Raw genomic sequence first — 24,622 nt, 5'->3', positions numbered from 1 at the left:
AATTAAAAGTCTCTTTTTATAGTAATTTGTCAAATTCGATTGACAACTGTTTTTATTTGCATTATCTTTTTGTTAACTTATTTTAAAAGTAGGTTAACAAAAGGGGGATTTTCGTTTGAAGAAAAGTAGTACTTACAATTATGTGTTAGCGGCGTTTGGAGCGGCTATTATTGCAGTTCTTGCGCAGGTAACGATTCCGCTACCACTTATTCCAATTACAGGCCAAACATTAGCAGTAGGCTTAGTTGTCACAATTTTAGGTACAAGACTTGGTACATTATCTGTACTTGTATATATTTTACTTGGCACAGCAGGTATTCCAGTATTTAGTGGTATGTCAGGAGGATATGGTATCGTCATAGGACCAACAGGGGGATATATTGTAGGCTTCCTTGCGGCGGCTGTGTTAATGGGTTTATACTTAAATAAATTTGGCATTACCTTTGTACAAGCAATTATCGCTAACATTATCGGTATGGTAGTGACATTGGCGTTTGGTACAGTTTGGTTGAAAATTGTTGGTGATTTAACATGGACTTCAGCGTTTATGGGGGGAGCTGCTCCATTTATTGTTGTTGGAGTATTAAAAGCAGTACTTGCTGCATGGCTTGGTGTCGTTGTACGTCGACGCTTAGAAAGTGCGCATTTAATCGAAGCAGTAGCATAGGGGGAGTAAATGGATGGCAACACTTTGGACAGGTGGAACAATTTATACGATGGAACGAGCGGGCGAAACTGTTGAAGCAGTTCTTGAAAAAGATGGACAAATTGTGGCGGTTGGTTCCGCTGATAGTTTATTGCCACAAGCTACAACGGTCCGAGATTTACAAGGAAATGTGATGTACCCAGGATTTGTTGATAGTCATTTACATATTATTGGCTATGGCGAAAAATTAATGCATATTGATGTTTCGAACGTAACTAGTAAGGAAGAATTGTTACATATTATTCGTGACCGTATGCAAGGCACATCCGCGGAGCAATGGGTTGTTGCAATTGGCATGAATGAAACAGGCTATACAGAGCCAATTTTCCCAACTCTGTCGGAACTCGATGCGCTTGGTGAAGCCCATCTGATTATTAAACGTAGTTGCCATCATTTAATTTTGGCTAATTCTAAGGCACTAGCATTTGCTGGAATTACAAATGATACACCATCACCAGAAGGTGGCATTATTGATAAGAAAAATGGTCAATTAACAGGTGTTTTAAAAGATACAGCATTATATTTAATTGTTAACCATATGCCATATTATACGCCTGAATATATTGAAGAAGCTCTTCAAAAGTCCGTAGCATCGCTTCAATCTTACGGCTTAGTAGGAGGTCATTCGGAAGATTTAAGCTACTTCGGACCTCCTAGTCAACCGATAAATGCTTATCGAAAAATAGTTGATGCTCAAAAGTCATTTAAAGTGCATTTATTACAACACCATACAGTTTTTGAGGAAGTTGCTAAGTTAAACGAGCAATCAACACCATATGTACAATTTGGTGCAATGAAAATATTTGTCGATGGGGCTTTCGGGGGGCGTACCGCAGCTTTACGGGAACCATATTGTGACGATCCAAACAATTATGGTATACTTGTTCATTCTACTTCACAATTAGAGCAGTATGTTCAACTTGCACGTCATTATGGACAAACAGTTGCTGTTCATGCAATCGGGGATTTAGCAATTGACATAATCTTAGATGTTTTCGCAGCATTTCCACCTCGTGAGGGGCAATTTGACCGATTAATTCATTGCAGTTTAGTTGATGATGTTATTTTAGAAAAGTTGGCAGCTTTACCGATAGCTGTAGATATGCAACCACAGTTTGTGCAAGGAGAGTATTTAGCAGAGCTTGTAAAGTTAGGCGAGAAACGCGCACAAGGTCTACATCCTTTAAAATCACTTCTAGACCGCGGACTGATCGTAGCAGGTGGTAGTGACGCGCCAATTGAAGTGCCGAATCCTTTATACGGCATCTATGCTGCAGTGACAAGACGAAATTTTGGTGAAAGCCACGATGGTTTTGGTCCTCAGGAGAAAATTTCGCGTTTCGATGCAGTGCGTCTCTATACAGTAGGCTCTGCTGAAATAATTGCTCAGGAGCATACGAGAGGTAAGATAAAAGAAGGATATAGTGCTGATTTCACCGTATTCGAAGATGATATATTTGAGGTAGATATCGAAAAAGTTCCACATATTCATGTTGCCTATACAGTTGTGGATGGTCGTATCGTATATGAAAATACAAAAAATCGTTGTGAGGCTTAGCCTCACAACGATTTTTTTAGTAACCATATGTTTCAAGTAACTAAAAGCGATTAAACTATCCTCTTTCTGATAGATGCTGCACTTGTCTCTCCAATTGTTTAACGCGTGTCTTAAGTTCATTTATTTGTTGTTGAAGCGTTTCTGGAGGAAGTGGTAGATGGGTAGACTTTCCAATCTTAATCATCTTTATTAGAAAGAAAAACATAGCGCCTAAAACGACAAGAATAAAAATCGTACTAATAATATCACCAATGTAGAATTGCATCTGAATTCCTCCCCCTAATTAGTTGTGATTCTTTATTTACTGAATCGGCTAACAAAAGGTTTCAAAAAAATATAGCTGTACCCCTCAAACATTTATCTCATCATTCGTGACAATTTCTTGCGTTTAACTTGTCTGAACGGAATTCCGCAACTTCTATAAGTTGGGATGAATACTTACATGAGCGTTTCGAGCAGCTCAAAAAATCTGGACGCTACAATATCGAGGCACAATTTATAACATTTTCTATTTGAAAGATAACTTGAAATGCAAAAATTATCATACGTTATAAGAAGAAATAGCGTGAAACGGCTAGTAACGGTTAGTACGCGACAGGGGTGAGGTAATGCAAAAAGCACGTCAAATTATGCGACAAGCCATCTATAATATTTATACGTATCGTATCGACTATATCCGAGTTTTCATTATGATTCGTGTATTTCAGTTTTTATTAGTAATACCGGTGTCTACAGTCGTTTTGAAGCTAATGCTAAATGTAACGGGCTACACCCACATTACTGAACAAAATATACAAAGCTTTGTTATGCACCCCTTTGTCCTAGCTATGATGCTTCTTTTAGTACTAGTTGTCTTGCTTTTTATTTATTATGAGATGGGTTTTTTATTTATCATGGCTTTTAATCAGCAAAGGGGCATCCATTATCGTTTTCTTACAATGTGGCAGCAATTAAATCGTAAGCTTGTTTACTTTTTTAGCCTGCAAGTTATTTATTTAATCATTTATATTACCCTATTGTTGCCTTTAGCTTCATTTATGCTCCCTCTTACATTAACGCAAGGGATTACATTACCTCACTTTATTACAAATGAAATAATGAGTACACGTATTGGAAGGGTACTTTATGCAGTAGTAGCCAGTATTTTAGTAATAGTAGGTATACGAAGTATTTTGACATTACCAATTTTTACAATACAGCCGAAAATATCTATTTGTCAGTCATTTCTACAAAGCTGGCGTTTTTCAAGACGAGGTTTGGTTGAGTTACTCGTATTACTGGCAATGATTTTAACAGTTCATCTATTTCTTTTATTAGCTATTACAGTTGTCAGTACATTACCTCTATATTTCTTGGAGCGAAATATGCCGAGTACAGCGCTTGTAACGGCAGGGCTAACACTAGCGTTTTTAGAAATGGTCTTTGTTGTGTTATTTAGTTTGTTGCAAGCAATGTTTTCACAAGTAACGGTTGCCATTACTTATAATACCCGTAATGTGGCAATGCCAAGATATTCTTATAAAAGCAAACGCAATAACGCTTTGCCACTACTGCTTTGTGTTATTTTTTCAATATTAAGCATTATGAATATCTATTCGTTAGAAAAAAGTGTTTACGCACCAGATACAAAAATTATTGCACATCGAGGATACACAGCAGGAAACGTAGAAAACACCATTAGCGGACTTGTTAGTGCGGCCAATGCAGGTGCAGATATAATCGAACTAGATATTCAGCAAACGGTAGATGGGGAATTTGTCGTTTTTCATGATCGTACATTAAGGCGCTTAGCTGGTAAAAATGGAGTTATCGCAAATATGACATTAAGTGATCTAAAAACAATCACTATCTATGAAAATGGTTTAACCGATAAAATTTCATCTTTAGATGATTTTATAGAAATCGCAAAAGCCCTTGATGTTACATTGCTTATTGAACTAAAAGTACACGGTAAAGAAAGGGAAGACCTATTGCCTCGATTAGTAGAAAAGTTGCGAGCCTATAAAGTGCTTGATACGTACTATGTACAGTCCTCAGATTCACAATTGATGACACAGTTGAAAAATTTAACACCTAATTTGCGGGTAGGAATAGTTTATGCGCTTAATATTGGACCAATAGATGATTTAAATGTGGATTTTATTGCATTAGAAGAATCGTGGGTAAATGAGGACTTAATTACAGTATTAAAGGCACAACATATGGATTTATTTGTTTGGACATTAAACAAAGATCGTTCATTACAAGAGTTTATTGAGAAAAATGTCTCGGGTGTGATTACGGATCATCCAGATGTGGCATTAGAAATAAGATCAAAGCAAAATGAGCAACAATATTTTGTACAAAGGATATTGAATAGATTGTCCTTTGTTTTCTAGCTCGTTAAATCATAAATTTGCTATATTTAGACGAATATAAAAATAATTTGGCAATATTGTAACCTTTTTCTTTTGAAATCGACTACTTCATTGAATTCTTGAAATGAAGGAGATGTATTTTTTATGAAAATGACTAAGGTCGTACCATTTGCAATGACAGCATTATTACTAGGGAGTGTGGCAATCGCTCCATCAGCATCAGCAAACGGAGGAGAAGCAGTTGTGACAAATGCTACACAACAAGATGAACAAAGCCCACAAGTGCAGCCGATTTTTATAAAAGTAGCTGGTACTATTGAAAATGTAGAAGAACGTAACGATGCGACTTATTATACAACGAAAGATGGGGAAAATACGAACGTATTTGTTGTAAATAAGGACACACTTATTTTTGATAATACGGGGAAAGAAGTAAAGCTTCAAAAAGGAGATAAAGTAACGGCATATACGTATGCAAATAAGCCAATGCTGATGATCTATCCACCACAATATAACCCTGAAGTTATCATTGTAGAATCGAAAGAAATGGGCAGTGTGACTGTTGACTTTTTCAATAAAGATTTAGTAAATACGGATAACAGTCTAAAATTAAACGTTGGGGAAGAAACAGTAGTCCAAAGCCAATCAGGTAAAGAAGTATCAGCTAAAGATTTAGCAGAGCAACATTTACTTGTGTTCTATACAATTACAACAAGAAGTATCCCAGCACAAACACCGCCAACAAAAGTAATCGTGTTAGACGCTACAACTGAAGAACAAGGTGAAGTAGGAGAGGAAACTTCTTCTAATTCAGCAGTTCAAGAAATTATTAAAAATGATTTCTATGATATCAATGGTACAACTATGGTGCCTTTACGGTTAATTGCTGAAGAACTTGGCTTTAAAGTAGAATCAACAGGAACTGGCGCAATTATTTCAAAAGGCGCATTATCTTATACAATTACACGTGGTGAAAAAGCATATGGCTACAATAAAGCTCTTCGTCACTTTGAGGTAGCACCTGCTTTATTAGAACCAACAAAAACATATGTACCTGTTGAATTTTTCGAAGAATTAATGCAATAACATATCAGAACCCCCTCCAAAGGTTTTTGGAGGGGGTTTTTACTATAAGAAAATTCAGAATTGTTTGGGTGACTGGCACTTTAACTGAAAAAATAGTCATATGTGTTTTTTATAAGAAGGGTCATTGTGACAATTATGAACAATTTCCGCACAAAGGTACTGCCCTTTTTTATTGCGAACTGTGTCCCCACAATAGCGCCAAAAATTTGAGCAATCCCCATAATAAATCCATATAGATAATGAACTTCGTCTAAATAGACAAACATAAGAAGTGCCGCCATATTACTTCCCAAATTTAAAAACTTTGCATTTCCAGCTGCCTTTATAAAATCTAAGCCAAGCATTAAAAATGTAAAAATAAAAAAGGAACCTGTACCCGGGCCTAAAAACCCATCATAAAAGCCAATCGCTAATAGTAAAAGGATTAATCCGAAAATCCGAATGGGTGACAGTTTTTTTATTGTAGTGCTGCCTCCCCAATCCTTTTTAAAAATCGTGTAAACACCCACTGCAGCAAGCATTATGAGCATTAAAGGTTTTAATATATCTGGACTAATTAATGTAACGGACCAAGCTCCGATAAGTGACCCAATAAATGCTAGTGGGAAATACTTTATAACAGATCGGAAATCGAGTTTTCCAGAACGATAAAAAGAAATAACAGAAGTTAATGACCCCATCGTTCCTGCAAGTTTGTTAGTGGCAACAGCAGTTGTTGGATTTAAACCTACAAATAAAAGAGCTGGTAGTGCTATTAAACCCCCACCTCCAACAACAGAATCAATAAAAGCGGCTAGAAAGCCAAGTAATATAAGGATAGTTAAAACTTGTGGATCTAAATCAAATATCATAATGTCACTCTTTTCATTTTAGTTACTACTGTAATAGTAACTAAAATAAATTTATAAGTAAAGACTATTTTCATTCGCAATTAGATGAATAGATTTACTATAATGAAACAAATGGAGGTAATGGATGATGGAGTTAATTTCCCAATTGAAGCAATTAGGGTATACAGAATATGAAGCGAAAGCATACATAGCGCTTGTACAAAATAATAATGTAACGGCATATCAAGTTAGTAAAGATTCTAAAGTTCCACGAGCACGTGTATACGATACGCTCAATCAATTGGTTGAAAAAGGACTAGTTATGAAGGAAGAGACACCCGATCAAACAACTTATTCAGCGATACCAATTTCTATTTTTATACAAAAAACAGAACAACAATGGCAATCCAATTTTACGTCCATTACGGATCAATTAAAAGTTTTAGAACAAAAAAAGAAAGAAGAAGAAAATCAAATATTAATTATTCGAGATAAGGAAACAATTCTGAGCTTTTGTACTGCGATGTTAAAACGAGCGAAAGAAAAAGTACTCATTTCAATGTGGGATGACGTCTATAACATATTACGCGAGGACTTAGAGGAAATTGGGAAAAAAGTACCCATTCATGGCATTACAATAAACGTAGACAACCCAATAGCTACTGTAGACCAACATCGAACAACAAACTATATTAAAGCACAAACAACTGCCCATTGGTTTATTATTGCTGTTGATGGAAACGAAATGATTTATGGTCCATCACCTTTTCGCAAAGATTTAGCTTTTTTTACTGATGATGCGTTTCATATTAACTTTTTAGAAGATTATATTTGGCATGACGTACTTGTAAATCGATTAGTAAAAAGAAGTGATGATAATTTAAATGATTGGATTACGAAAGAAAGAAGTTCATTTTTTTTAGAAAACAAGAATAACAATTGACTGACTCTCAAATTGTATTAAAAAAGTTCATTCAGCCACCTAGTTTACCTCTCAAATGGCACTAGGTGGCTGCTTTTATTGCAAAATGTTACTATTCTAAGAATTTTTCTTAATTGTTACGCTAGAAATAACAGTTTCAAAAATTGAATTATTTCAACATTCAGTCTACAATTTGATTTATATAAAGGGGGATAAATGATGACAGTACAAGTGGGTGAAAAGATTACATTTGAACGTACGTTTACAATGGAAGACGTTGAATTATTTACAAAGGTATCCAAAGATGAAGGGGATCATCATATTACACCAGATGAACAAGGTCGTTTTGTTGTGCAGGGGCTTTTGACAGCTACGCTCCCAACAAAAGTGGGTGGTGACTTTAACGTATTAGCCCGTACAATGAATTTCGAATTTTTACGCCCTGTTTTTAGTGGTGATACCATTCGGTGTGATGTCATAATTGAACAATTTGAACTGGATGAAAAAAATCGCAAGGCGATTAGTACAACATTTTCCTGCACAAATCAACTCAACAAAGAGGTATTAAAGGGGAGCTTTTCTGGCATTATTCTATAAAAATATAGAAGTGGGGGCTTACATATGAAAACTACAAATATTATGTTTTTTGAACGTCCGTTTCCAAGTGCCAATAGTATTGTTATTCAAGATGATCAAACCTTTTTAGTTGATACGGGCTTTGGTAGTGATGTACTCCAAACGGAGAAACTTTTATCCGATGCTGGGATATTACCAAAGCAATTAAATAGTATCATCAATACACACTATCATAGTGATCATGTTGGGGGAAATCATTATTTTCAACAGCGGTATGACCTACCGATTGCTGCACATCTTTGGGAGGGGGAGCTGGTGAATCAATGTGATGTAGAGGCATGTGGTTCCCATTATTTAGATCAACCTGTAGAACAATATGTCGTACAACAGCTACTTATAGATGAACAGGAAATTTTGACGGGGAATAGTGCTCTTAAGGTTTTACATACACCAGGACATACATTAGGGCATATAGCTTTATATGAACAACAGCAACAGATACTAATATGTGGTGATTTGTTTCAATACAATGATGTAGGGTGGTTAAATATTTTTCGTGAAGGTACTAATAGTGTAAGACGTTCTTACGAAAGTTTAGAGCGACTTGCTAAATTGCCAATAAAAATAGCCTTTCCTGGCCATGGACGAGCGATTGAAGAACCATTACTAATGATAGACAAAGCAAGAGACCGACTTGAAAAGTGGATGATATCTCCTGAAAAAATGGCTTGGCACGCATGTAAGCGAATTTTTTCGTTTACACTGATGCTGAAAAATGGAATAACGAGCAAGGAAATTCCATCGTATTTACTTGGCTGTGGCTGGTTTCATGATTTTGCCGTGCACTCTTTCCGTTTAGAGCCTAAGGAATTTGTCCAGCTATTACTTGATGAAATGATTCGCTCTAAAGCAGCGATATGGCAACAGGACAAGTTATTAGCGACAGCACCATACGAAGTACCAAATTCAAAATGGATAGAAGAAGATTGGAAGCCGATTAATTGGATAAAGTAAATAAACAATTTTCACTAAAGAAACGGTTTTAGAAGATAAGAGATTTCTAAATCTGTTTTTTTTTATTAGAATTAAAAAATTATTAAAGTTTTTTGATGTCGCATTAACGAAAAGAAGCTCGCGATGTGCATACTGATACAACTCTTTTTTAATTTTTAACATTTTCAATAATCACTGTGTAACGCTATTTATCATACATTGACATAAGTATTTATATTGGCCATTTTAAGAATCCTTAATGATTTCAAGGCCTTTTTTAAATTTTTATTTCTTATTATGTGTCTATCGAAGTGTTGAGGTGAGGAAGAAATGAGAAAGAAATTAACCATAATCGTTATTTGGATCTTATTCGCTTATACATTAAAGCATTTTGATTTACTGTCACTCGATATGAATACACTAAAGGATTTTATTTCGGGCAATAAAAATAATGCATACTTATTGTTTATTGGTTTATGGCTAATCAGGCTTATATTTTTTATCCCAGGAACAACTTTAATGATTTTGGGTGGGGTCTGTTTCCAGCCATTTGATGCTTTAATGTTATCTACAGTGGGCTTTGTATTGAGTGAAACATTAGTTTATATAGTTTCAAGAAGTTTCGCTGGAAATAAAATCAATAAATATTTAGAAAATCGGTACCCTGAATTGAATGATTTATTAGAAACTTACAATTACAAATTTCTAGCAATAGGCGTTATTTGTCCAATAGCACCAGCGGATGTAATCTGTTTCTTATCCGCATCCGTAGGGATAAAATTTTCAACCTACATTTTTACAATCATTATAGCGAGTACCCCATTAAGGATATTATATAGTTTTATGGGAGGTAACCTTCATAAATATACAGTAGGTCTAGTGTTTGTCATAGTATCACTAATTTTAGTATTCGCAGCATCCATAAAAATTTGGAATTCGCTTAAACAAAAACGAAAAATAGAGTTACAACAATAGTTTAGATGAGCAAAGAGCCTGATTACAATAAAATAGTAAGGCTCTTTACTTTCCTACCATTCATACTAAATTTAAAATATTGGAAAATGACTCCATTTATTATATGATGATTGAAGTGGGGTGATAAAAATGGCACGATTAAGAACGAACATACTTGAGGCGAGAGATAAAGATACGCTTGAAAACATGATTAATAAATTTTTATATGATTTACCAGAAGGAGATTTTATAGACATTAAGTTTTCTACATATACTTTTTATGATAAGCATAGTGTTTATACAGCCCTTATTCTTTTTAAAATTACATAGCAAGTCGCATTAAAGCGAAAAATTAATCCAACTGATATTCAACTAATCGAACTGCAAGTTGTAAATAGGGATACATTATTTATTGTCACAAAAGATACTGTACAGCATTTCAAACCATATGTAATTAACAATAACGATTACTATCAAAGAATGGCACGTCAATTGACAGTAGTACTGTTCTTAAAAGTGCAGGTTTTAAATGCGGTAACGTTTGATGTTGAATCTGACCTTTACAGTACATTTTTCATTTCTGAAAGCTAAAGGAAAAAGCCTTGATGTAATATCAAGGCTTTTTCTTATGTGCAGTTCTTTTCCTACACTTATATCATTATGCGTTTGGATAAATCATCGTAGCTGGATCCACATATTCATTAAATTGTTCTTCTGTTAACAAGCCAGAAGCAATGGCAGCTTCTTTTAATGTAGTGCCTTCTTTATGTGCTTTCTTCGCAATTTTAGCGGCATTTTCATAGCCAATATAAGGATTTAATGCAGTTACTAGCATTAAGGAGTTTTGCAGGTTATGATCAAGCACTTCAATGTTTGGTTCGATACCAATAGCACAGTTATCATTAAATGATTTCATCGTATCAGCCAGTAGGCGAGTTGATTGTAAGAAATTATAAATGATGACTGGTTTAAAGACGTTAAGTTCAAAATTCCCTTGGGAAGCGGCAAAGGCAATCGTTGCATCATTTCCAATGACTTGCGTCACGACCATTGTCATCGCTTCACTTTGAGTTGGATTCACTTTACCGGGCATAATGGATGAGCCTGGTTCATTTTCTGGAATGGTAATTTCACCAATACCAGAACGGGGCCCACTTGCTAACCAACGAACGTCATTGGCAATTTTCATTAAGTCCGCAGCGAGTGCTTTTAATGCACCATGTGCCACGACAGCTTCATCATGACTTGTAAGTGCATGAAACTTGTTAGCGGCAGATGTGAATTGTTTGCCAGTTAGCTCACTAATTTCAGCTGCTACACGGTCACCAAATTCGGGATGTGCGTTAATACCAGTACCTACAGCCGTTCCACCAATTGCAAGCTCTTTCATGTATTCTACATTATGTTTAATCATTTGCTCAGATTTGCCCAACATTGCGGACCAGCCACTTATTTCTTGACCTAAAGTCAGTGGCGTAGCATCTTGTAAATGGGTACGTCCGATTTTAATAATATCTTTAAATTTCTCAGCCTTTTCATCGAACGTTGCTTTTAATAAGCGAAGGCGAGGCAGTAAATAATCTTCTACTTTTAGTACTGCTGCAATATGCAACGCCGTCGGGAATGTATCGTTGGAGCTTTGTGATTTATTAACATCATCGTTTGGATGAATTCGGTCAGATTCGCCTGCATCCTGTAAAATTTGATTTGCACGATGCGCAATAACCTCGTTTACATTCATATTGGATTGTGTACCACTACCTGTTTGCCATACAACAAGTGGAAACTGATCATCCCATTGACCATTTAAAACTTCATCTGCAGCTTGCACAATAGCATTGGCTTTAATATCTGAAAGTTTTCCTAATTTATTATTCGCAAGTGCTGCACTTTTCTTTAGAATAGCCATTGCTTGAATAAGTTCAACAGGCATTTGCTCAGTGCCGATTTGGAAATTTTCCTTACTGCGTTGAGTTTGAGCACCCCATATTTTATTGGCAGGTACTTTAATTTCACCCATAGTGTCTTTTTCGATACGATAATCCATTTAGAACAGCTCCTTCGATTTATGTAATTAAAAAACGGATATTCTTAGTCTGATGTAAGAATATCCGTTTAATGCATGTTTATTTCAAAAAATAAGGGGGGATTCTGAAATAAACAAAAATAGAGAAAAGAAATAATCTATATGATAATGATAATTGTTATCAATTAAAAAGTCAATCTTTCTGCCCAATAAATTATATTGAATGAGAATAAGTCGCACTTTAATTGGTATAGATAATATAATTTACCCTTTTTGACTGTTGGTAAACTTGTTTCCCCATAGAAATAGGGAAGAAACTATCTTTTTTTCTTCCCTAAATCTTTTGTTAAAGGCTGTTTTTTCGGAATTTTTTCAAACAACACATTTACATGATACTGGCGTTCATCGATTTGAATAACATCGATTACTTTAGCCTTACGCCCTTTTAGTTGAATATTTTCGTCCACAGTGGGGATACGAATTAATAACTGATTTAAAATCGAGGACTTATTTTCATAAAAATGAACAACATGCATATTCACAGTTCTCCTTATTCTGTATTTTAGTCAATTTATGAAACATTGAAAGAATATAGAACTATTGATAGAGGGGGGAAAAACGATAGGAATGCATGCGCGTACAAAATGAAAATATGCCCCTTAAACCTAGGAGGCTATACTAATTCAAGCGATTGTAGTTGCAGTTTTCTACAGTGTTTTTTTCTGCATACGTTTTAACACATAAAATAAAAAGTAGTAATTCCGCGGAAGAGGGTAGGATTCCGCGGAAGACGAGGTAGGATACCGCGAAAGGGAGGTAGGATTCCGCGGAAGAGAGGTATAATCCCGCGAAAGCGAGGTAGAATTCCGCGAAAGGGAGGTAGAATCCCGCGAAAGCGAGGTAGGATTCCGCGGAAGAGAGGAGTAATCCCGCGAAAGAGAGGTATAATCCCGCGAAAGAGTAGTAATTCCGCGGAAGAAGAGGAGAATTTCGCGAAAGGGAGGTGTAATTCCGCGGAAGAGTAGTAATTCCGTGGAAGAGGGGGAAATTCCGCGGAAGTGAGGTGTAATCCCGCGAAAGGAATGTATAATTCCGCGGAAGAGAGGTAGAATCCCGCGAAGGAGAGGTATAATTCCGCGAAAGGGAGGTAGAATCCCGCGAAAGCGAGGTAGGATTCCGCGGAAGGAAGGTAGAATTCCGCGAAAGCATGGTAGGATTCCGCGAAAGGGAGGTATAGTCCCGCGAAAGGGAGGCATAATCCCGCGGAAGAGTAGTAATTCCGCGGAAGAGGGGGGAAATTCCGCGAAAGCGAGGTAGAATTCCGCGAAAGCGAGGTAGAATTCCGCGAAAGTGAGATATAATCCCGCGAAAGCATGGTAGGATTCCGCGAAAGAGAGGAGTAATCCCACGGAAGAGAGGTAGAATTCCGCGAAAGCGTGGTAGAATTCCGCGGAAGTGAGGTGTAATCCCGCAAAAGCATGGTAGGATTCCGCGAAAGGAAGGTAGAATTCCGCGGAAGAGAGGTAAAATCCCGCGAAAGGGAGGTATAATTCCGCGGAAGGAAGGTATAATCCCGCGGAAGCGTGGTATAATCCCGCGAACGAATGAAAGAAGGAATCCCGCGTAAGTATGCCGGAATTCCTTGGTCTTTAATGAGAAGAAGTTATACTTTGTAATCGATTTATTAGTTTTTGACTGGAACTATCGAGTCCCGTTAGTTCAACTGTAATCCCTTTTGCTTGTAGCAAATGTTCTACTTTATGCAAGGCGCCTATAGCAGACTCATCCCATAGACGACTATTTTTAAAATCTATAGTAACTTTCGTATTCATGCTATCAATTTTTTTAAAGTAATGGACAAAATTATGTGTGGCAGCAAAGAATAGTGGACCTTCTATATTGTATATATCTCCATTTTTTATTACTTTCAAAGTTGAAATTTTTACTACAAAGAAGATTGCACTTAAAATAACCCCAGCAATAACTCCCTTCGATAAATCATGTGTATATACTACGATGATAACCGTTACTAGCATAACAATTGCATCACTAGGAGGGGCCTTCACCAAATACTTGAATGAATTCCAATCAAATGTACCGATACAAACCATAATCATGATGCCTACAAGTACTGGCATTGGAATCTTTACTACTAAATCACCTAAGACAATAATTAAAAAAATTAAAAATAAACCGGCTACAAGTGTTGAGAAGCGCCCACGTCCACCAGACTTAACATTGATGACAGATTGACCAATCATCGCACAACCGGCCATTCCTCCAAAAAATCCATTAATGAAATTAGCAATGCCTTGTCCTCTTGCTTCTTTATTTTTTTCACTTTCCGTTCCGGTCATATCATCCACAATTTGGGCAGTTAATAAAGATTCGATTAGTCCAACGATTGCTAATGCTAGCGAATAGGGGAAAATAATTTTGAGTGTTTCAAATGTAAAAGGTACATTCGGAATGGCAAATTTCGGTAGTGTTTGCGTAATAACACCTAAATCACCAATTGTTCGTAAATTAACACCACTATAAATCGCTATAGAAGTTAGTCCAACGATTGCTATAAGTGGTGCTGGTATTACTTGAATATATCGTGGTAAAGTATACAAAAGTAAAAGTGTCAATGCGACAAATATATATGTCATCGTAGACATGCCGATAATTTGAGGGACTTGTGCTAAAAAAATTAAAATAGCTAATGAGTTAACGAAGCCAATCATTACAGCATTTGGGATGAATTTCATTAACTTTGCGATTTTTATCAAGCCAAAAATTATTTGAATAATGCCTGTTAAAATTGTAGCAGCTAGTAAATAATTTAGTCCGTAATCTTTTACTAATGGTGCTATTACGAGTGCCATTGCGCCTGTAGCTGCTGAAATCATACCAGGTCTACCACCGACAAAAGCTATTGTGACAGCGATACAAAAAGATGCATATAACCCGACCATTGGGTCAACGCCTGCGATGATGGAAAAGGCAATGGCTTCAGGGATAAGAGCAAGTGCTACGACAATACCTGCTAATAGATCGCCTCGGATGTTTCCAAACCATTGTTGTTTTAAACTTTGCATGATGTACTCCTTTAATATGAAAATTCTTTGAGTATCATAACATTCATATTCCCAAAATGGAACCTTTTTGAGACAACGTAAGGAGGTATATTGATGATTTTCGGTTATGTAAGACCTTTATATGATGATGAAACGTGTGAAAAACAGTTAAAAGTAGTATCTGAAAAATGCCAAACTATTTATCGAGAACTGCATGCTTCACCTAAAAAGCGACATAAATTAGAAGAATTGCTAATGGCATTGCAACCAGGAGATACGATTATTGTTGAACGGATGTTTGCACTTGCAGACACGACACGACAACTGCAAGACATCTTCAATGTATGTGAAAAAGACGATGTGAGCATTCATTTTTTAAATGAGGATATTTCTACTAATCAATCTTTAACATGTACATTACAACAAATGATGAAACACTATATCCAGTTCCAAACAGATGTTGCGAAGCAGTCAGCTATTATCGGCATTTCCAATGCAAGAGAGCAGGGAAAGACAATTGGCAGACCGAGAAAACCAGATGTAAACATTCAAAAAGCTATTTCGATGTACCATTCCGGAGGATTCACATTACATGATATTAAAAATGAAACAGGCATTAGCAAATCGACGTTATATCGATCTTTGGAGTCATTGGAAAACCTTGATGAGAATCGCTAATTAGTGCCTAGTTTTAGTGTATTTTATTTTATGCATAACACATTCTATTGTATAGATAGGAGTGGAGGCATGAAAGATGAAAGCTACTTACAAATAGCAATAGAAACAGTCATAACTTTTTTTGTACTTCTTGCACTAACACGTTTTTTAGGTAAAAAACAATTAAGTCAACTTACGTTTTTTAACTATGTAACAGGCATAACAATTGGCTCAATTGCCGCTAACATGATTGTTCTTAGTACAAAAGATTACACAAAAGATTTACTGAGCTTGGTTATATGGTGCTTGCTAACAACAATTATTGGCTATATAAGTCTGAAATCTGGAAAAATACGGATGATTCTTGATGGTCAACCTACAATCGTAATAAAACACGGCAAAATCGATAGAAAAGCATTGAAAAGGACGGGCGTCAATATAGATGACTTAACGATGATGATAAGGCAATATCAAGTTTTTTCAATTGATGAAATCGATTTTGCGATACTAGAACCGAATGGCATGCTTAGTATTCTAAAGAAACCTCAATTTCAAGGCACGCAAAAAATAGATATGGACATTTCATCTAAAAACCCACCGTTTTTACCTATAGAAATCATATCAGACGGAAAATTATTAAAAAGAAATTTATTAGAAGTTGGAAAAAATAGAGAATGGCTAAAAAGCGAATTAAAAAAAGCAGGAATCAATAATATTGAAGAAGTCTTTTATGCTGAAATCCAATCAGATGAAAAATTATTCATACAAAAATTTTAAACTAGAACTCACTGTAAAATGAGATTCTGGTTTTATTTTTTTATTATATTATTAAAATATATCAATATCGAAACCTATTACGTTTATACAAATATGGATATAGTTTTAATATTTTTACATTATATTGATATAAAACCTGAAATTAACGCAATAATTTTCTAAAAAAACAATAAAAATGAATAGTTTTAATCTTTCGTTTTTGAAATTTCTGACAAAAATATAAATAAAATTTACAAAATAAGTATCTTTATTCATTGTAATTGTGTTTATGCATTCATTTATGCAAGAGAAAATCTATGTTTCTAATAATCTAAACTGTATAAAAATTAAAAATAATGTCGAGTTGAGTCAATTTTTCATTTTCTTTATACTGTGAAAGTAATTATTGGAGAGGAGAAAATATTATGCGCAAAGAAGTTACAATTATTGGGGTGCCTATGGATTTGGGTCAAACTAGAAGAGGGGTTGACATGGGGCCGAGTGCTATCCGATATGCTGGACTAACAGATCGACTTGAAGGCCTTGGCTATTCGATTGATGACTTAGGGGATTTGAATATCGAATTTGTTAAAAATGATGAAACAATAGAAACAACAACAAACTTAAAAAATTTAAAAACTGTAGCAGATGCTAATGACAAGCTTGGTCAAAAAGTAGATCATGTCATTTCCTCTAATCGCTTTCCTTTAGTTTTAGGAGGAGATCATAGTATTGCCATTGGAACATTAGCAGGTGTTTCGAAACATTATGAGAATTTAGGCGTTATTTGGTATGATGCCCATGGCGATTTAAACACAGGTGAAACATCTCCTTCAGGAAATATCCATGGAATGTCTTTAGCAGTAAGCCTAGGGCTTGGACATCCTGCACTTACGAATATTGGTGGTTATGCTCCAAAAGTAAAGCCTGAAAATGTAGTAATTATTGGAGCTCGTGATTTAGATCCAGGAGAGAAAAAGCTAATTAAGGAAATTGGCATTAAAGTTTATACAATGCATGAAATCGATCGCTTAGGTATGAATACAGTAATGTCAGAAACGATTGAATATTTAAAGGAACGTACAGATGGTGTTCATTTATCTTTAGATTTAGATGGACTTGATCCAAACGATGCACCAGGTGTAGGCACGCCAGTTGCAGGCGGTATTAGTTATCGTGAAAGTCATCTAGCTATGGAAATGCTATCGGAAGCAAATATTATTACTTCTGCAGAGTTTGTAGAGACAAACCCAGTATTAGATCAATATAATAAAACTGCTATTGCTGCTGTAGCTTTAATTAGCTCTTTATTTGGCGACACATTACTTTAAACAATGGATTGGGAAAAATCAATTAGCTGATAAGGAAGAACTTTTTAGTAAAATGAGGTCGCGACAACCAAATTTAAGAAAAATGCTCTCCCTAATTGTAGTTTACAATAGAAGGAACAAATGCTCTAGACTAATTAAGCACTTTTATTTGTCAGAAAATTGACTGTTCACAAAATAGATTTAATTTTAAAAATCACATCTATTAATATTTTTCATCATTATCTTTTTGCACTTCAAAAAGAAAGTGCTTACATGATAATAGTGTAAGGGGTTATTTTATGGCAACAGAACAATATGAATTAAAAAGAACTATGAAAGCTAGACACTTATTTATGATTTCACTAGGGGGATGTATTGGGACTGGCTTTTTTCTTGGATCAGGTTTCACTATAAATCAAGCCGGGCCAACTGGTGCTATTCTTTCTTATTTAGTAGGCGGGTTAGTGATGTATCTAACGATGCTTTGTTTGGGTGAATTGTCTGTTGCTATGCCAGTATCTGGTTCATTTCAAACATATACGACGAAGTTTATTGGTCCTGCTACTGGCTTTGCCGTTGGCTGGCTGTATTGGCTGGGTTGGGCAGTAACGGTTGCCCTTGAATTTTTAGGGGCTGGACAACTTATGCAAAGATGGTTTCCTGAATCACCAGTATGGATGTGGTGTTTAATATTTGGTGCCTTGCTCTTTTTATTAAATGGTTTATCAGCCAAAGCATTTGGTGAAGCAGAATTTGTTTTCTCAAGCATAAAAATATTGGCTATCATTATGTTCCTTATTGTTGGGGGAGCGGCTATGTTTGGCCTTATTGATATGAAAGACGGATCCAGCGCTCCATTCCTTACTCATTTTTATGAGCATGGGCTATTTCCAAATGGTGTAACAGCACTACTTATTACAATGATTACTGTAAATTTTTCATTCCAAGGGACTGAATTAATTGGTATTGCTGCTGGGGAGAGTGAAAATCCTGAAAAGACAATTCCTAAATCTATTAAACAAACAGTTTGGCGTACACTTTTCTTCTTTGTATTATCTGTAGTAATACTTGCCGCTATAATTCCAATGGATAAAGCAGGAGTTGTTGAAAGTCCATTTGTAGTTGTACTGGACAGTATTGGCATCCCTTATGCGGCTGATATTATGAATTTTGTAATTTTGACAGCTCTATTATCGGTTGCAAACTCTGGTCTATATGCAGCAACACGTATGTTGTTCTCTTTATCTGTTGAAAAGATGGCTAGCCCAGTTTTAGGGAAAGTTAATAAAAGAGGAATTCCAATGAACGCATTATTAATTACACTTGCTGTCGCTGGTTTATCTCTATTATCAAGTGTATTTGCGGCAAAAACAGTGTTTGTTTGGTTATTATCTCTAGCAGGTTTAGGTGCTCAAATAGGCTGGATAGCAATTACTGCATCACAAATTGCCTTTAGACGTTCGTATGTTCGTCAAGGTGGTAAAGTGGAAGATTTAAAATTCAAAGCACCGCTGTATCCAATAGTGCCTATTTTAGGTTTAGTAGCTAATTGTATTGTTATGGCAAGTTTAGCATTTGATCCTTCACAACGATTAGCTTTATATTGTGGAGGAGCATTCTTTATCGGCTGTTATATCGTTTATTATGTAAAAGTGAAGAAAACGAAGGCGATAAAAGTAAACCAACAAGAAGTACAGTTAAAATTAGATCAAAAAATGTTTCTTTAAATGACAAGAGTAGCTGCAGTGATGTGGCTACTCTTGTTGTTTTATTTAGGTTTACAAAAGACGTATTACATAAAAAATTGTTCCACTAAAAAGTAAATAAATTTATCGTTTTTCGATAAAAAAACATTGTAATAAGATAAAAAATCATTTATTCTTCATACAAGAAGAGATTACTCTTACGCGAGTAAATTTTCTCGTACTTTGTTACATGAGGTGAATAAATGTTAAAAAATTTTTTAAAAGACTTAGGGTACTTTACGTACCATCAATCCTTATCTTGTATTTTTCCTGTTGTCATATTTGTTACGCTTGCACTGTCAAAAATGATTCATTTACCACTTGCAAGATATGATTTTATTCTAATAATTTGTCTTGTGACACAGTACTTGATGTATAAATTTGGTCTAGAATCTAAAGATGAAATAAAAGTAATCTGTTTGTTTCATATTATTGGTCTTTTACTAGAATTATATAAAGTGAATTTTCATTCTTGGTCTTATCCAGAAGAGGCGTGGTCTAAAATTGGTGGTGTGCCCTTATATAGCGGCTTTATGTATGCCAGTGTGGCTAGTTACATTTGCCAAGCTTGGCGTAGGTTTGATTTGAAAATTAGAAATTGGCCAAGAAGTTATGTTGCTATCCCATTAGGAGCTATGATTTACTTAAATTTCTTCACACACCATTTTATATATGACGTGAGATGGCTATTAATGGCTGCACTTTTTATTGTGTTTTATCGGACCGTTGTCCAATTCACAGTACGGCACAATCACTATAAAATGCCTATTGTTGTATCATTCCTTTTAATTGGATTTTTCATTTGGATTGCAGAGAATATTGCAACATACTTTGGTGCATGGTCATATCCTAACCAAGAGGTAGCTTGGACAATTGTGCATTTTGGAAAAATCAGCTCTTGGTTTTTACTTGTCGTAATTAGCATTATGATTGTCGCACAGCTTAAATTATTTTATCGGGAACAGTGAAGAGGCAAATCATTCTAAGTAACAGGAACGAAAAGTAAACAAAGACAACAGTTCAAAATAGTGAAGTTCAATAAGAAGGATGAAGATTTACGTTGTACCCATTGCTTTTCATCAAACTGTCCCTTTTTTAGACGTCAATCCTGCTATAGACTCTCTTTAGAAGTTAGAAGTTTTAAACTCGTTAAATAAGGGAGAAGTGATTAGGATGGAAACTAAAATTCGTATGGTGAATAGAACATGTACAGATGAGGGGCAAATCAATAAATTTTTACGAGGAGCTCAAACAGTTTTTCTTGGCTTAGTGGATAACAACATGCCATATGTAATTCCTTTAAATTTTGTATTTGCGAATGGAAACTTTTATATTCATGGTGCAAATGAAGGAAGAAAAATTAACATTTTAAATACTAATGCTAATGCTTGCCTTACAATAAGTGAAATTTACGGAACAATCGCTGATCCGATTCCAGCGAATACAGATACAGCTTATATGAGCGTTATCGCAAATGGAAAAATCGAAATTGTAACGGATTTAAATGAAGCAACAGTAGCTATGCAAGAAATGCTTGATAAATATGTCCCGAATTATTATAAAGTACCTTTATCGAAAGCACATGTCGATAAATATCTATCTTCTTTAGGTAGTAAAACTGTTGTACTTAAACTGAAACCTATTACCATGACTGCAAAGGAACATAAAGGTGAGGAACAAATGAAGTTTTATCCTGGGCGATCGGTATCCCAAGATTTAACTCGATAATTTCTACTTCTATCAATAAGCCTGTCTAATGAAGGTATCAATTACACTGAATTAATAGAAAATAAAAATTAAATTATTTTTAATCTGCAAATAAATGCATTATAGTAAATATATTCTATTACATTTAGGAGGATACGATGGGGAGATTAGTTCATTTTGAAATTCATGTGAGTGACATGGAACGGGCAAAGGCTTTCTATGGCAACATATTTGGATGGTCATTTGAAGATTGGAGTGACTACGCAGGAATGTCGTATTTTGGTGCAGTGACGGGTAGTGAGGATGAACTGGGCATCAATGGTGCTTTAATGCAGCGACAAGGTCCTCCTCCAGAACCAAACCAAGCTATGAATGGATTTGCTTGTACAATGGGTGTGGAAAATTACGATGCAACAGAAGCCGAAATTATTAATAATGGTGGGAAGGTAGCAGTACCAAAATATGCTCTTCCAGGGATGGCATGGCAAGGATATTATACAGATACTGAAGGCAATGTATTTGGTATTCATCAGCCAGATAAAAATGCAAAATAAAAGTATTAAATTGTTTCGCATTAACATCTTCGAAATGAGATTATTTGCTTAGGATTGCGGGCAAAATCCCATATAGTTTCTGGTAATAAAAAGTCTCTAAGCGAAAGCTTGGAGATTTTTTTATTTTAACAGTACTGGTAAGTTGTCGCTAAGTGGATATTTACAATTGAATAAAATCAATCATATTGACCACAATTAAACACTATTATAGTGAAGCAATAATTATTAAGACCTTGTAGGAACCAATTCCAAGGATGCAGTGGCCAATTGCCTAGCAGCTATGATCGCGTGTATTGTACTTAATAGCTGTACTTAGCGGAAATTCGTCAGTATTAGTTGTGGGATAGGTGCTGTTTTATGCACCGTGTTTTCAACGAAATTAAGTGAGGAAGTCTGGACAACTTCTATCATTTTGGCAAATCGTTATTATGGCATAATTTTATTATCTTTTTTCGCTACTTATGCTGTATTTTTTGAGTATTTCTCAGGAAATATTGGGTGGATACTTGCTGTAACAGCAACGGGTGTCATGCTTTCGATGTATTTATTGCAAATAGGCATTCGGTATTGTTCTTCTTTAATAGTGATGATGAGTTTGTGATTTGTTTCAATATTCACTTATTTCCTTCAATTATTCGATGCTAAGCTTACGTGGTTATCTATTTCCTAAATCGGTATCATACTATTATTCATAGTAGGTATTTTTAGTTTGTATTTTGAAAGAAGAACCGTTTCATAGTAGCGTATGCGAGTTATACTAGTACTAAGGAGGGAACACAATGTATTTAAAATCATGTAAGGTTTTACAGAACAACATAGACGATAAACGACTTTATCCATTTAATATACCCAGTTTGCAGGATTTACACGAGCTAGAGTTTCCAACGAATGTGACATTTTTTGTTGGGGAAAATGGCTCTGGGAAATCAACGCTTCTGGAAGCAATTGCGGATCGCTGTGATTTTAATACAGCAGGTGGTGGACGTCAAAACATTTATGAAGTACATAAAGCGGAATCTGCACTTGGAGACTACATACGATTATCGTGGTGGCCTAAAGTTTCTAACGGCTTTTTTCTACGATCAGAAACGTTTTATCAATTTGCAAGCCATATTGATTTGTTAGAGAATCACCCTAATAAGTATGCTGCATTTGGAGGAAAATCCCTACATCAACAGTCACATGGGGAGTCATTTTTATCGCTATTTATGAATCGCTTTAAAGGAAAGGCGATTTATTTACTTGATGAGCCTGAAGCTGCTTTATCACCTACGAGACAGCTCAGTCTCCTAAAAATAATGAAGGATTTAGAGCATGAAGCCCAGTTTATTATCGCTACACATTCACCTATTTTACTCGGTTATCCGAATGCTACCATCTACAGTTTTGAAGATGGAGGAATTGAATCTATCCGATACGAGGACACTATACATTATATTATAACGAAGCGGTTTTTAAATGCTCCGGATACTATTTTTGCAGAGCTATTTGATGAGGAGAGAAAAGCATGAATCAACGGAAAGGTTTAGTAATGCGGGAAATACGACTAGATGAGATGGCACAGTCAATCGATTTGCTAAACTACGTATTTCAGATGTCTATGTCTATTCATAAAGATCGTCGTTTCGTTAATGCCAAAAGTAAACAATTTGACGAAGGGCATGCGTTTGGTTGGTTTGACGGCTCACAACTTGTGTCACAAATTTTAAATTTGCCTTTTCAAATCAATGTACATGGCAAGTTTTATGAAATGGGGGGAATAACGGCAGTTGGTACGTATCCTGAATATTCTAGGCACGGCTTAATGGAAAGTCTCATTATAAAGTGCTTAGAACAAATGCGTGAGGAAGGTCGGTATATTTCTTATTTATTCCCTTATTCAATTCCATATTATCGCAAAAAAGGCTGGGAAATTATGAGTGATATTGTGGAATTTCAAGTGAAAGATACACAACTTCCTCATTATGGTGGATTAAATGGCAAAATTCGTCGTGTCGATCCTAAAGATAAAGATGTTGTTGCAATTTATGCACGTTATGCAATAAAGACACATGGTGTAATGGTGCGCAATAGCATTGCTTGGAATGAGAAATTTCAAGAAGATTTTTGGGAAGAAAAATTTATAGATAGTGATGTCAAACTACAGGCAGCAGTCTATTACGATGAGGAAGATGAGCCACAAGGTTATATGTTCTATCGTATTATGGAAGAAAATTTTTATATCGATGAAATCGTTTATATACAAGAAGAAGCTCGAAAAGGGTTATGGAATTTTGTCTCTGCACATAGCTCAATGGTTTACAATGTATATGGCAAAACGACCGGCAATGAAGCGGTGGCATTTTTACTTGAGGACAGTGAAATTATTCAAAAAGTATCACCTTATTTTATGGCACGTATTGTAGACATAAAGGAATTTTTATTGCGCTATCCGTTTGTAGGGAATGACTTTCAACTGCGCTTAGCAGTAAGCGATCGTATTGTTGCTTGGAATAACGGTACGTTTGTTGTAACGGTACAAAACGGAAAAGTATCCGTTGAAAAGGTCAGCGAACAACTATCCGAGAATGCGATTCAACTCACTGTCCAGACGTTAGCGACGATGCTACTGGGCTATAAACGCCCTAGCTATTTGGAGAAAATCGAACGATTACAGGGTGAAGCGATTGAAATGGCGCTATTAGAAGCTGTGTTACCAGTAGGTATTCCGACGTTCATTGATTATTTTTAAAAGAATTTGTACAGTGAATGACTGTGCAAATTCTTTTTACTTTAAATTTAGTGCTTCTCTGTTACGTGATATGGCATAATTAGTGAATGGAG

Annotated in this window: 24 protein-coding genes; 19 read left to right on the top strand and 5 right to left on the bottom strand. The window is 35.5% G+C overall.

Going from position 1 to position 24,622, the window contains the following annotated elements:
• Positions 1 to 115: 115 nt before the first annotated feature.
• Positions 116 to 667, top strand: a complete 552-nt coding sequence (locus tag ACIP9G_RS06110) for a biotin transporter BioY (RefSeq protein ID WP_401018295.1) — start codon at positions 116 to 118, stop codon at positions 665 to 667.
• A gap of 13 nt (positions 668 to 680) precedes the next feature.
• Positions 681 to 2,264 (top strand): amidohydrolase, encoded by a 1,584-nt coding sequence (locus ACIP9G_RS06105; RefSeq protein WP_401018294.1) that lies wholly within the window; start codon positions 681 to 683, stop codon positions 2,262 to 2,264.
• 55 nt (positions 2,265 to 2,319) lie between these two features.
• Here the strand turns inward: ACIP9G_RS06105 and ACIP9G_RS06100 are convergent, their stop codons facing one another.
• The gene (locus tag ACIP9G_RS06100; RefSeq protein WP_401018293.1) at positions 2,320 to 2,529 is read right to left on the bottom strand and encodes a restriction endonuclease subunit S domain-containing protein; all 210 of its coding nucleotides are present in this window, start codon (positions 2,527 to 2,529) and stop codon (positions 2,320 to 2,322) included.
• Between the two features lie 343 nt (positions 2,530 to 2,872).
• Here ACIP9G_RS06100 and ACIP9G_RS06095 point away from each other — a divergent pair, with 343 nt between their 5' ends.
• Positions 2,873 to 4,642, top strand: a complete 1,770-nt coding sequence (locus ACIP9G_RS06095) for a glycerophosphoryl diester phosphodiesterase membrane domain-containing protein (RefSeq protein ID WP_401018291.1) — start codon at positions 2,873 to 2,875, stop codon at positions 4,640 to 4,642.
• 123 nt (positions 4,643 to 4,765) lie between these two features.
• Positions 4,766 to 5,707: a stalk domain-containing protein gene (locus ACIP9G_RS06090; RefSeq protein WP_401018290.1), complete on the top strand. Its 942-nt coding sequence runs from the start codon at positions 4,766 to 4,768 to the stop codon at positions 5,705 to 5,707.
• Between the two features lie 80 nt (positions 5,708 to 5,787).
• On the opposite strand, the gene ACIP9G_RS06085 is transcribed toward ACIP9G_RS06090, so the two are convergent.
• The gene (locus tag ACIP9G_RS06085) at positions 5,788 to 6,558 is read right to left on the bottom strand and encodes a TSUP family transporter (RefSeq protein WP_401018289.1); all 771 of its coding nucleotides are present in this window, start codon (positions 6,556 to 6,558) and stop codon (positions 5,788 to 5,790) included.
• Between the two features lie 124 nt (positions 6,559 to 6,682).
• On the opposite strand from ACIP9G_RS06085, the gene ACIP9G_RS06080 reads away from it, so the two are divergent.
• The 5 genes from ACIP9G_RS06080 (at position 6,683) to ACIP9G_RS06060 (ending at position 10,312) form a co-directional block, all read left to right on the top strand.
• Positions 6,683 to 7,480, top strand: a complete 798-nt coding sequence (locus ACIP9G_RS06080; protein WP_401018287.1) for a TrmB family transcriptional regulator — start codon at positions 6,683 to 6,685, stop codon at positions 7,478 to 7,480.
• Between the two features lie 198 nt (positions 7,481 to 7,678).
• Positions 7,679 to 8,056, top strand: coding sequence for a hotdog family protein (locus ACIP9G_RS06075; protein ID WP_401018285.1), 378 nt, complete (start codon positions 7,679 to 7,681; stop codon positions 8,054 to 8,056).
• 24 nt (positions 8,057 to 8,080) lie between these two features.
• Positions 8,081 to 9,049 (top strand): MBL fold metallo-hydrolase, encoded by a 969-nt coding sequence (locus ACIP9G_RS06070; RefSeq protein ID WP_401018283.1) that lies wholly within the window; start codon positions 8,081 to 8,083, stop codon positions 9,047 to 9,049.
• Positions 9,050 to 9,358: 309 nt separating this feature from the next.
• Positions 9,359 to 10,003, top strand: coding sequence for a TVP38/TMEM64 family protein (locus tag ACIP9G_RS06065; protein ID WP_401018281.1), 645 nt, complete (start codon positions 9,359 to 9,361; stop codon positions 10,001 to 10,003).
• Between the two features lie 129 nt (positions 10,004 to 10,132).
• Positions 10,133 to 10,312 (top strand): sporulation protein Cse60, encoded by a 180-nt coding sequence (locus ACIP9G_RS06060; RefSeq protein WP_401018279.1) that lies wholly within the window; start codon positions 10,133 to 10,135, stop codon positions 10,310 to 10,312.
• Positions 10,313 to 10,640: 328 nt separating this feature from the next.
• Here the strand turns inward: ACIP9G_RS06060 and fumC are convergent, their stop codons facing one another.
• The 3 genes from fumC to ACIP9G_RS06045 all read right to left on the bottom strand — a co-directional run bounded on the left by fumC (position 10,641) and on the right by ACIP9G_RS06045 (position 15,094).
• A complete protein-coding gene (fumC, locus tag ACIP9G_RS06055) occupies positions 10,641 to 12,029 on the bottom strand; it encodes a class II fumarate hydratase (protein ID WP_401018277.1) in 1,389 nt (462 codons plus the stop codon).
• Positions 12,030 to 12,325: 296 nt separating this feature from the next.
• Complete coding sequence (locus tag ACIP9G_RS06050) at positions 12,326 to 12,544, bottom strand: hypothetical protein (RefSeq protein WP_401018275.1); 219 nt, start codon at positions 12,542 to 12,544, stop codon at positions 12,326 to 12,328.
• A gap of 1,113 nt (positions 12,545 to 13,657) precedes the next feature.
• Positions 13,658 to 15,094 carry a SulP family inorganic anion transporter gene (locus ACIP9G_RS06045; protein ID WP_401019074.1) on the bottom strand — a complete coding sequence of 479 codons (1,437 nt, stop codon included), beginning with the start codon at positions 15,092 to 15,094 and terminating at the stop codon, positions 13,658 to 13,660.
• 90 nt (positions 15,095 to 15,184) lie between these two features.
• Between ACIP9G_RS06045 and ACIP9G_RS06040 the strand changes: the two genes are divergently transcribed.
• The 10 genes from ACIP9G_RS06040 (at position 15,185) to ACIP9G_RS05995 (ending at position 24,530) form a co-directional block, all read left to right on the top strand.
• Positions 15,185 to 15,748, top strand: a complete 564-nt coding sequence (locus ACIP9G_RS06040; protein WP_401018273.1) for a recombinase family protein — start codon at positions 15,185 to 15,187, stop codon at positions 15,746 to 15,748.
• A 69-nt stretch (positions 15,749 to 15,817) separates the two neighbouring features.
• Positions 15,818 to 16,504 carry a DUF421 domain-containing protein gene (locus ACIP9G_RS06035; RefSeq protein ID WP_401018271.1) on the top strand — a complete coding sequence of 229 codons (687 nt, stop codon included), beginning with the start codon at positions 15,818 to 15,820 and terminating at the stop codon, positions 16,502 to 16,504.
• Between the two features lie 404 nt (positions 16,505 to 16,908).
• Positions 16,909 to 17,814 carry an arginase gene (rocF, locus tag ACIP9G_RS06030; RefSeq protein ID WP_401018269.1) on the top strand — a complete coding sequence of 302 codons (906 nt, stop codon included), beginning with the start codon at positions 16,909 to 16,911 and terminating at the stop codon, positions 17,812 to 17,814.
• Positions 17,815 to 18,092: 278 nt separating this feature from the next.
• Entirely contained in the window at positions 18,093 to 19,520 is a 1,428-nt protein-coding gene (locus ACIP9G_RS06025) for an amino acid permease (protein WP_401018267.1), read from the top strand.
• A gap of 221 nt (positions 19,521 to 19,741) precedes the next feature.
• Positions 19,742 to 20,506 carry a DUF817 domain-containing protein gene (locus ACIP9G_RS06020; RefSeq protein WP_401018266.1) on the top strand — a complete coding sequence of 255 codons (765 nt, stop codon included), beginning with the start codon at positions 19,742 to 19,744 and terminating at the stop codon, positions 20,504 to 20,506.
• A gap of 205 nt (positions 20,507 to 20,711) precedes the next feature.
• Positions 20,712 to 21,266 carry a pyridoxamine 5'-phosphate oxidase family protein gene (locus ACIP9G_RS06015; protein ID WP_401018264.1) on the top strand — a complete coding sequence of 185 codons (555 nt, stop codon included), beginning with the start codon at positions 20,712 to 20,714 and terminating at the stop codon, positions 21,264 to 21,266.
• Between the two features lie 137 nt (positions 21,267 to 21,403).
• Complete coding sequence (locus ACIP9G_RS06010; protein ID WP_401018263.1) at positions 21,404 to 21,799, top strand: VOC family protein; 396 nt, start codon at positions 21,404 to 21,406, stop codon at positions 21,797 to 21,799.
• 364 nt (positions 21,800 to 22,163) lie between these two features.
• Entirely contained in the window at positions 22,164 to 22,400 is a 237-nt protein-coding gene (locus ACIP9G_RS06005; RefSeq protein ID WP_401018261.1) for a hypothetical protein, read from the top strand.
• 178 nt (positions 22,401 to 22,578) lie between these two features.
• Positions 22,579 to 23,310 (top strand): AAA family ATPase, encoded by a 732-nt coding sequence (locus ACIP9G_RS06000; RefSeq protein WP_401018259.1) that lies wholly within the window; start codon positions 22,579 to 22,581, stop codon positions 23,308 to 23,310.
• Positions 23,307 to 24,530, top strand: a complete 1,224-nt coding sequence (locus tag ACIP9G_RS05995) for a GNAT family N-acetyltransferase (protein WP_401018257.1) — start codon at positions 23,307 to 23,309, stop codon at positions 24,528 to 24,530. Before ACIP9G_RS06000 ends, ACIP9G_RS05995 begins: the two co-directional genes overlap by 4 nt.
• Positions 24,531 to 24,622: the final 92 nt, after the last annotated feature.

This window comes from Lysinibacillus sp. NPDC093197, from assembly GCF_044754025.1.
Lineage (GTDB): Bacteria > Bacillota > Bacilli > Bacillales_A > Planococcaceae > Lysinibacillus.
The sequence above is the reverse complement of the archived record's forward strand: the minus strand, read 5'-3'. Positions and strand labels throughout refer to the sequence as shown.

Bases quoted from the DNA above. Each gene is read 5' to 3' on its own strand.
- ACIP9G_RS06105 (WP_401018294.1), top strand. From the start codon at position 681: ATGGCAACACTTTGGACAGGTGGAACAATTTATACGATGGAACGAGCG.
- ACIP9G_RS06100 (WP_401018293.1), bottom strand. From the start codon at position 2,529: ATGCAATTCTACATTGGTGATATTATTAGTACGATTTTTATTCTTGTC.
- ACIP9G_RS06095 (WP_401018291.1), top strand. From the start codon at position 2,873: ATGCAAAAAGCACGTCAAATTATGCGACAAGCCATCTATAATATTTAT.
- ACIP9G_RS06090 (WP_401018290.1), top strand. From the start codon at position 4,766: ATGAAAATGACTAAGGTCGTACCATTTGCAATGACAGCATTATTACTA.
- ACIP9G_RS06085 (WP_401018289.1), bottom strand. From the start codon at position 6,558: ATGATATTTGATTTAGATCCACAAGTTTTAACTATCCTTATATTACTT.
- ACIP9G_RS06080 (WP_401018287.1), top strand. From the start codon at position 6,683: ATGATGGAGTTAATTTCCCAATTGAAGCAATTAGGGTATACAGAATAT.
- ACIP9G_RS06075 (WP_401018285.1), top strand. From the start codon at position 7,679: ATGACAGTACAAGTGGGTGAAAAGATTACATTTGAACGTACGTTTACA.
- ACIP9G_RS06070 (WP_401018283.1), top strand. From the start codon at position 8,081: ATGAAAACTACAAATATTATGTTTTTTGAACGTCCGTTTCCAAGTGCC.
- ACIP9G_RS06065 (WP_401018281.1), top strand. From the start codon at position 9,359: ATGAGAAAGAAATTAACCATAATCGTTATTTGGATCTTATTCGCTTAT.
- ACIP9G_RS06060 (WP_401018279.1), top strand. From the start codon at position 10,133: ATGGCACGATTAAGAACGAACATACTTGAGGCGAGAGATAAAGATACG.
- fumC (WP_401018277.1), bottom strand. From the start codon at position 12,029: ATGGATTATCGTATCGAAAAAGACACTATGGGTGAAATTAAAGTACCT.
- ACIP9G_RS06050 (WP_401018275.1), bottom strand. From the start codon at position 12,544: ATGCATGTTGTTCATTTTTATGAAAATAAGTCCTCGATTTTAAATCAG.
- ACIP9G_RS06040 (WP_401018273.1), top strand. From the start codon at position 15,185: ATGATTTTCGGTTATGTAAGACCTTTATATGATGATGAAACGTGTGAA.
- ACIP9G_RS06035 (WP_401018271.1), top strand. From the start codon at position 15,818: ATGAAAGATGAAAGCTACTTACAAATAGCAATAGAAACAGTCATAACT.
- rocF (WP_401018269.1), top strand. From the start codon at position 16,909: ATGCGCAAAGAAGTTACAATTATTGGGGTGCCTATGGATTTGGGTCAA.
- ACIP9G_RS06025 (WP_401018267.1), top strand. From the start codon at position 18,093: ATGGCAACAGAACAATATGAATTAAAAAGAACTATGAAAGCTAGACAC.
- ACIP9G_RS06020 (WP_401018266.1), top strand. From the start codon at position 19,742: ATGTTAAAAAATTTTTTAAAAGACTTAGGGTACTTTACGTACCATCAA.
- ACIP9G_RS06015 (WP_401018264.1), top strand. From the start codon at position 20,712: ATGGAAACTAAAATTCGTATGGTGAATAGAACATGTACAGATGAGGGG.
- ACIP9G_RS06010 (WP_401018263.1), top strand. From the start codon at position 21,404: ATGGGGAGATTAGTTCATTTTGAAATTCATGTGAGTGACATGGAACGG.
- ACIP9G_RS06000 (WP_401018259.1), top strand. From the start codon at position 22,579: ATGTATTTAAAATCATGTAAGGTTTTACAGAACAACATAGACGATAAA.
- ACIP9G_RS05995 (WP_401018257.1), top strand. From the start codon at position 23,307: ATGAATCAACGGAAAGGTTTAGTAATGCGGGAAATACGACTAGATGAG.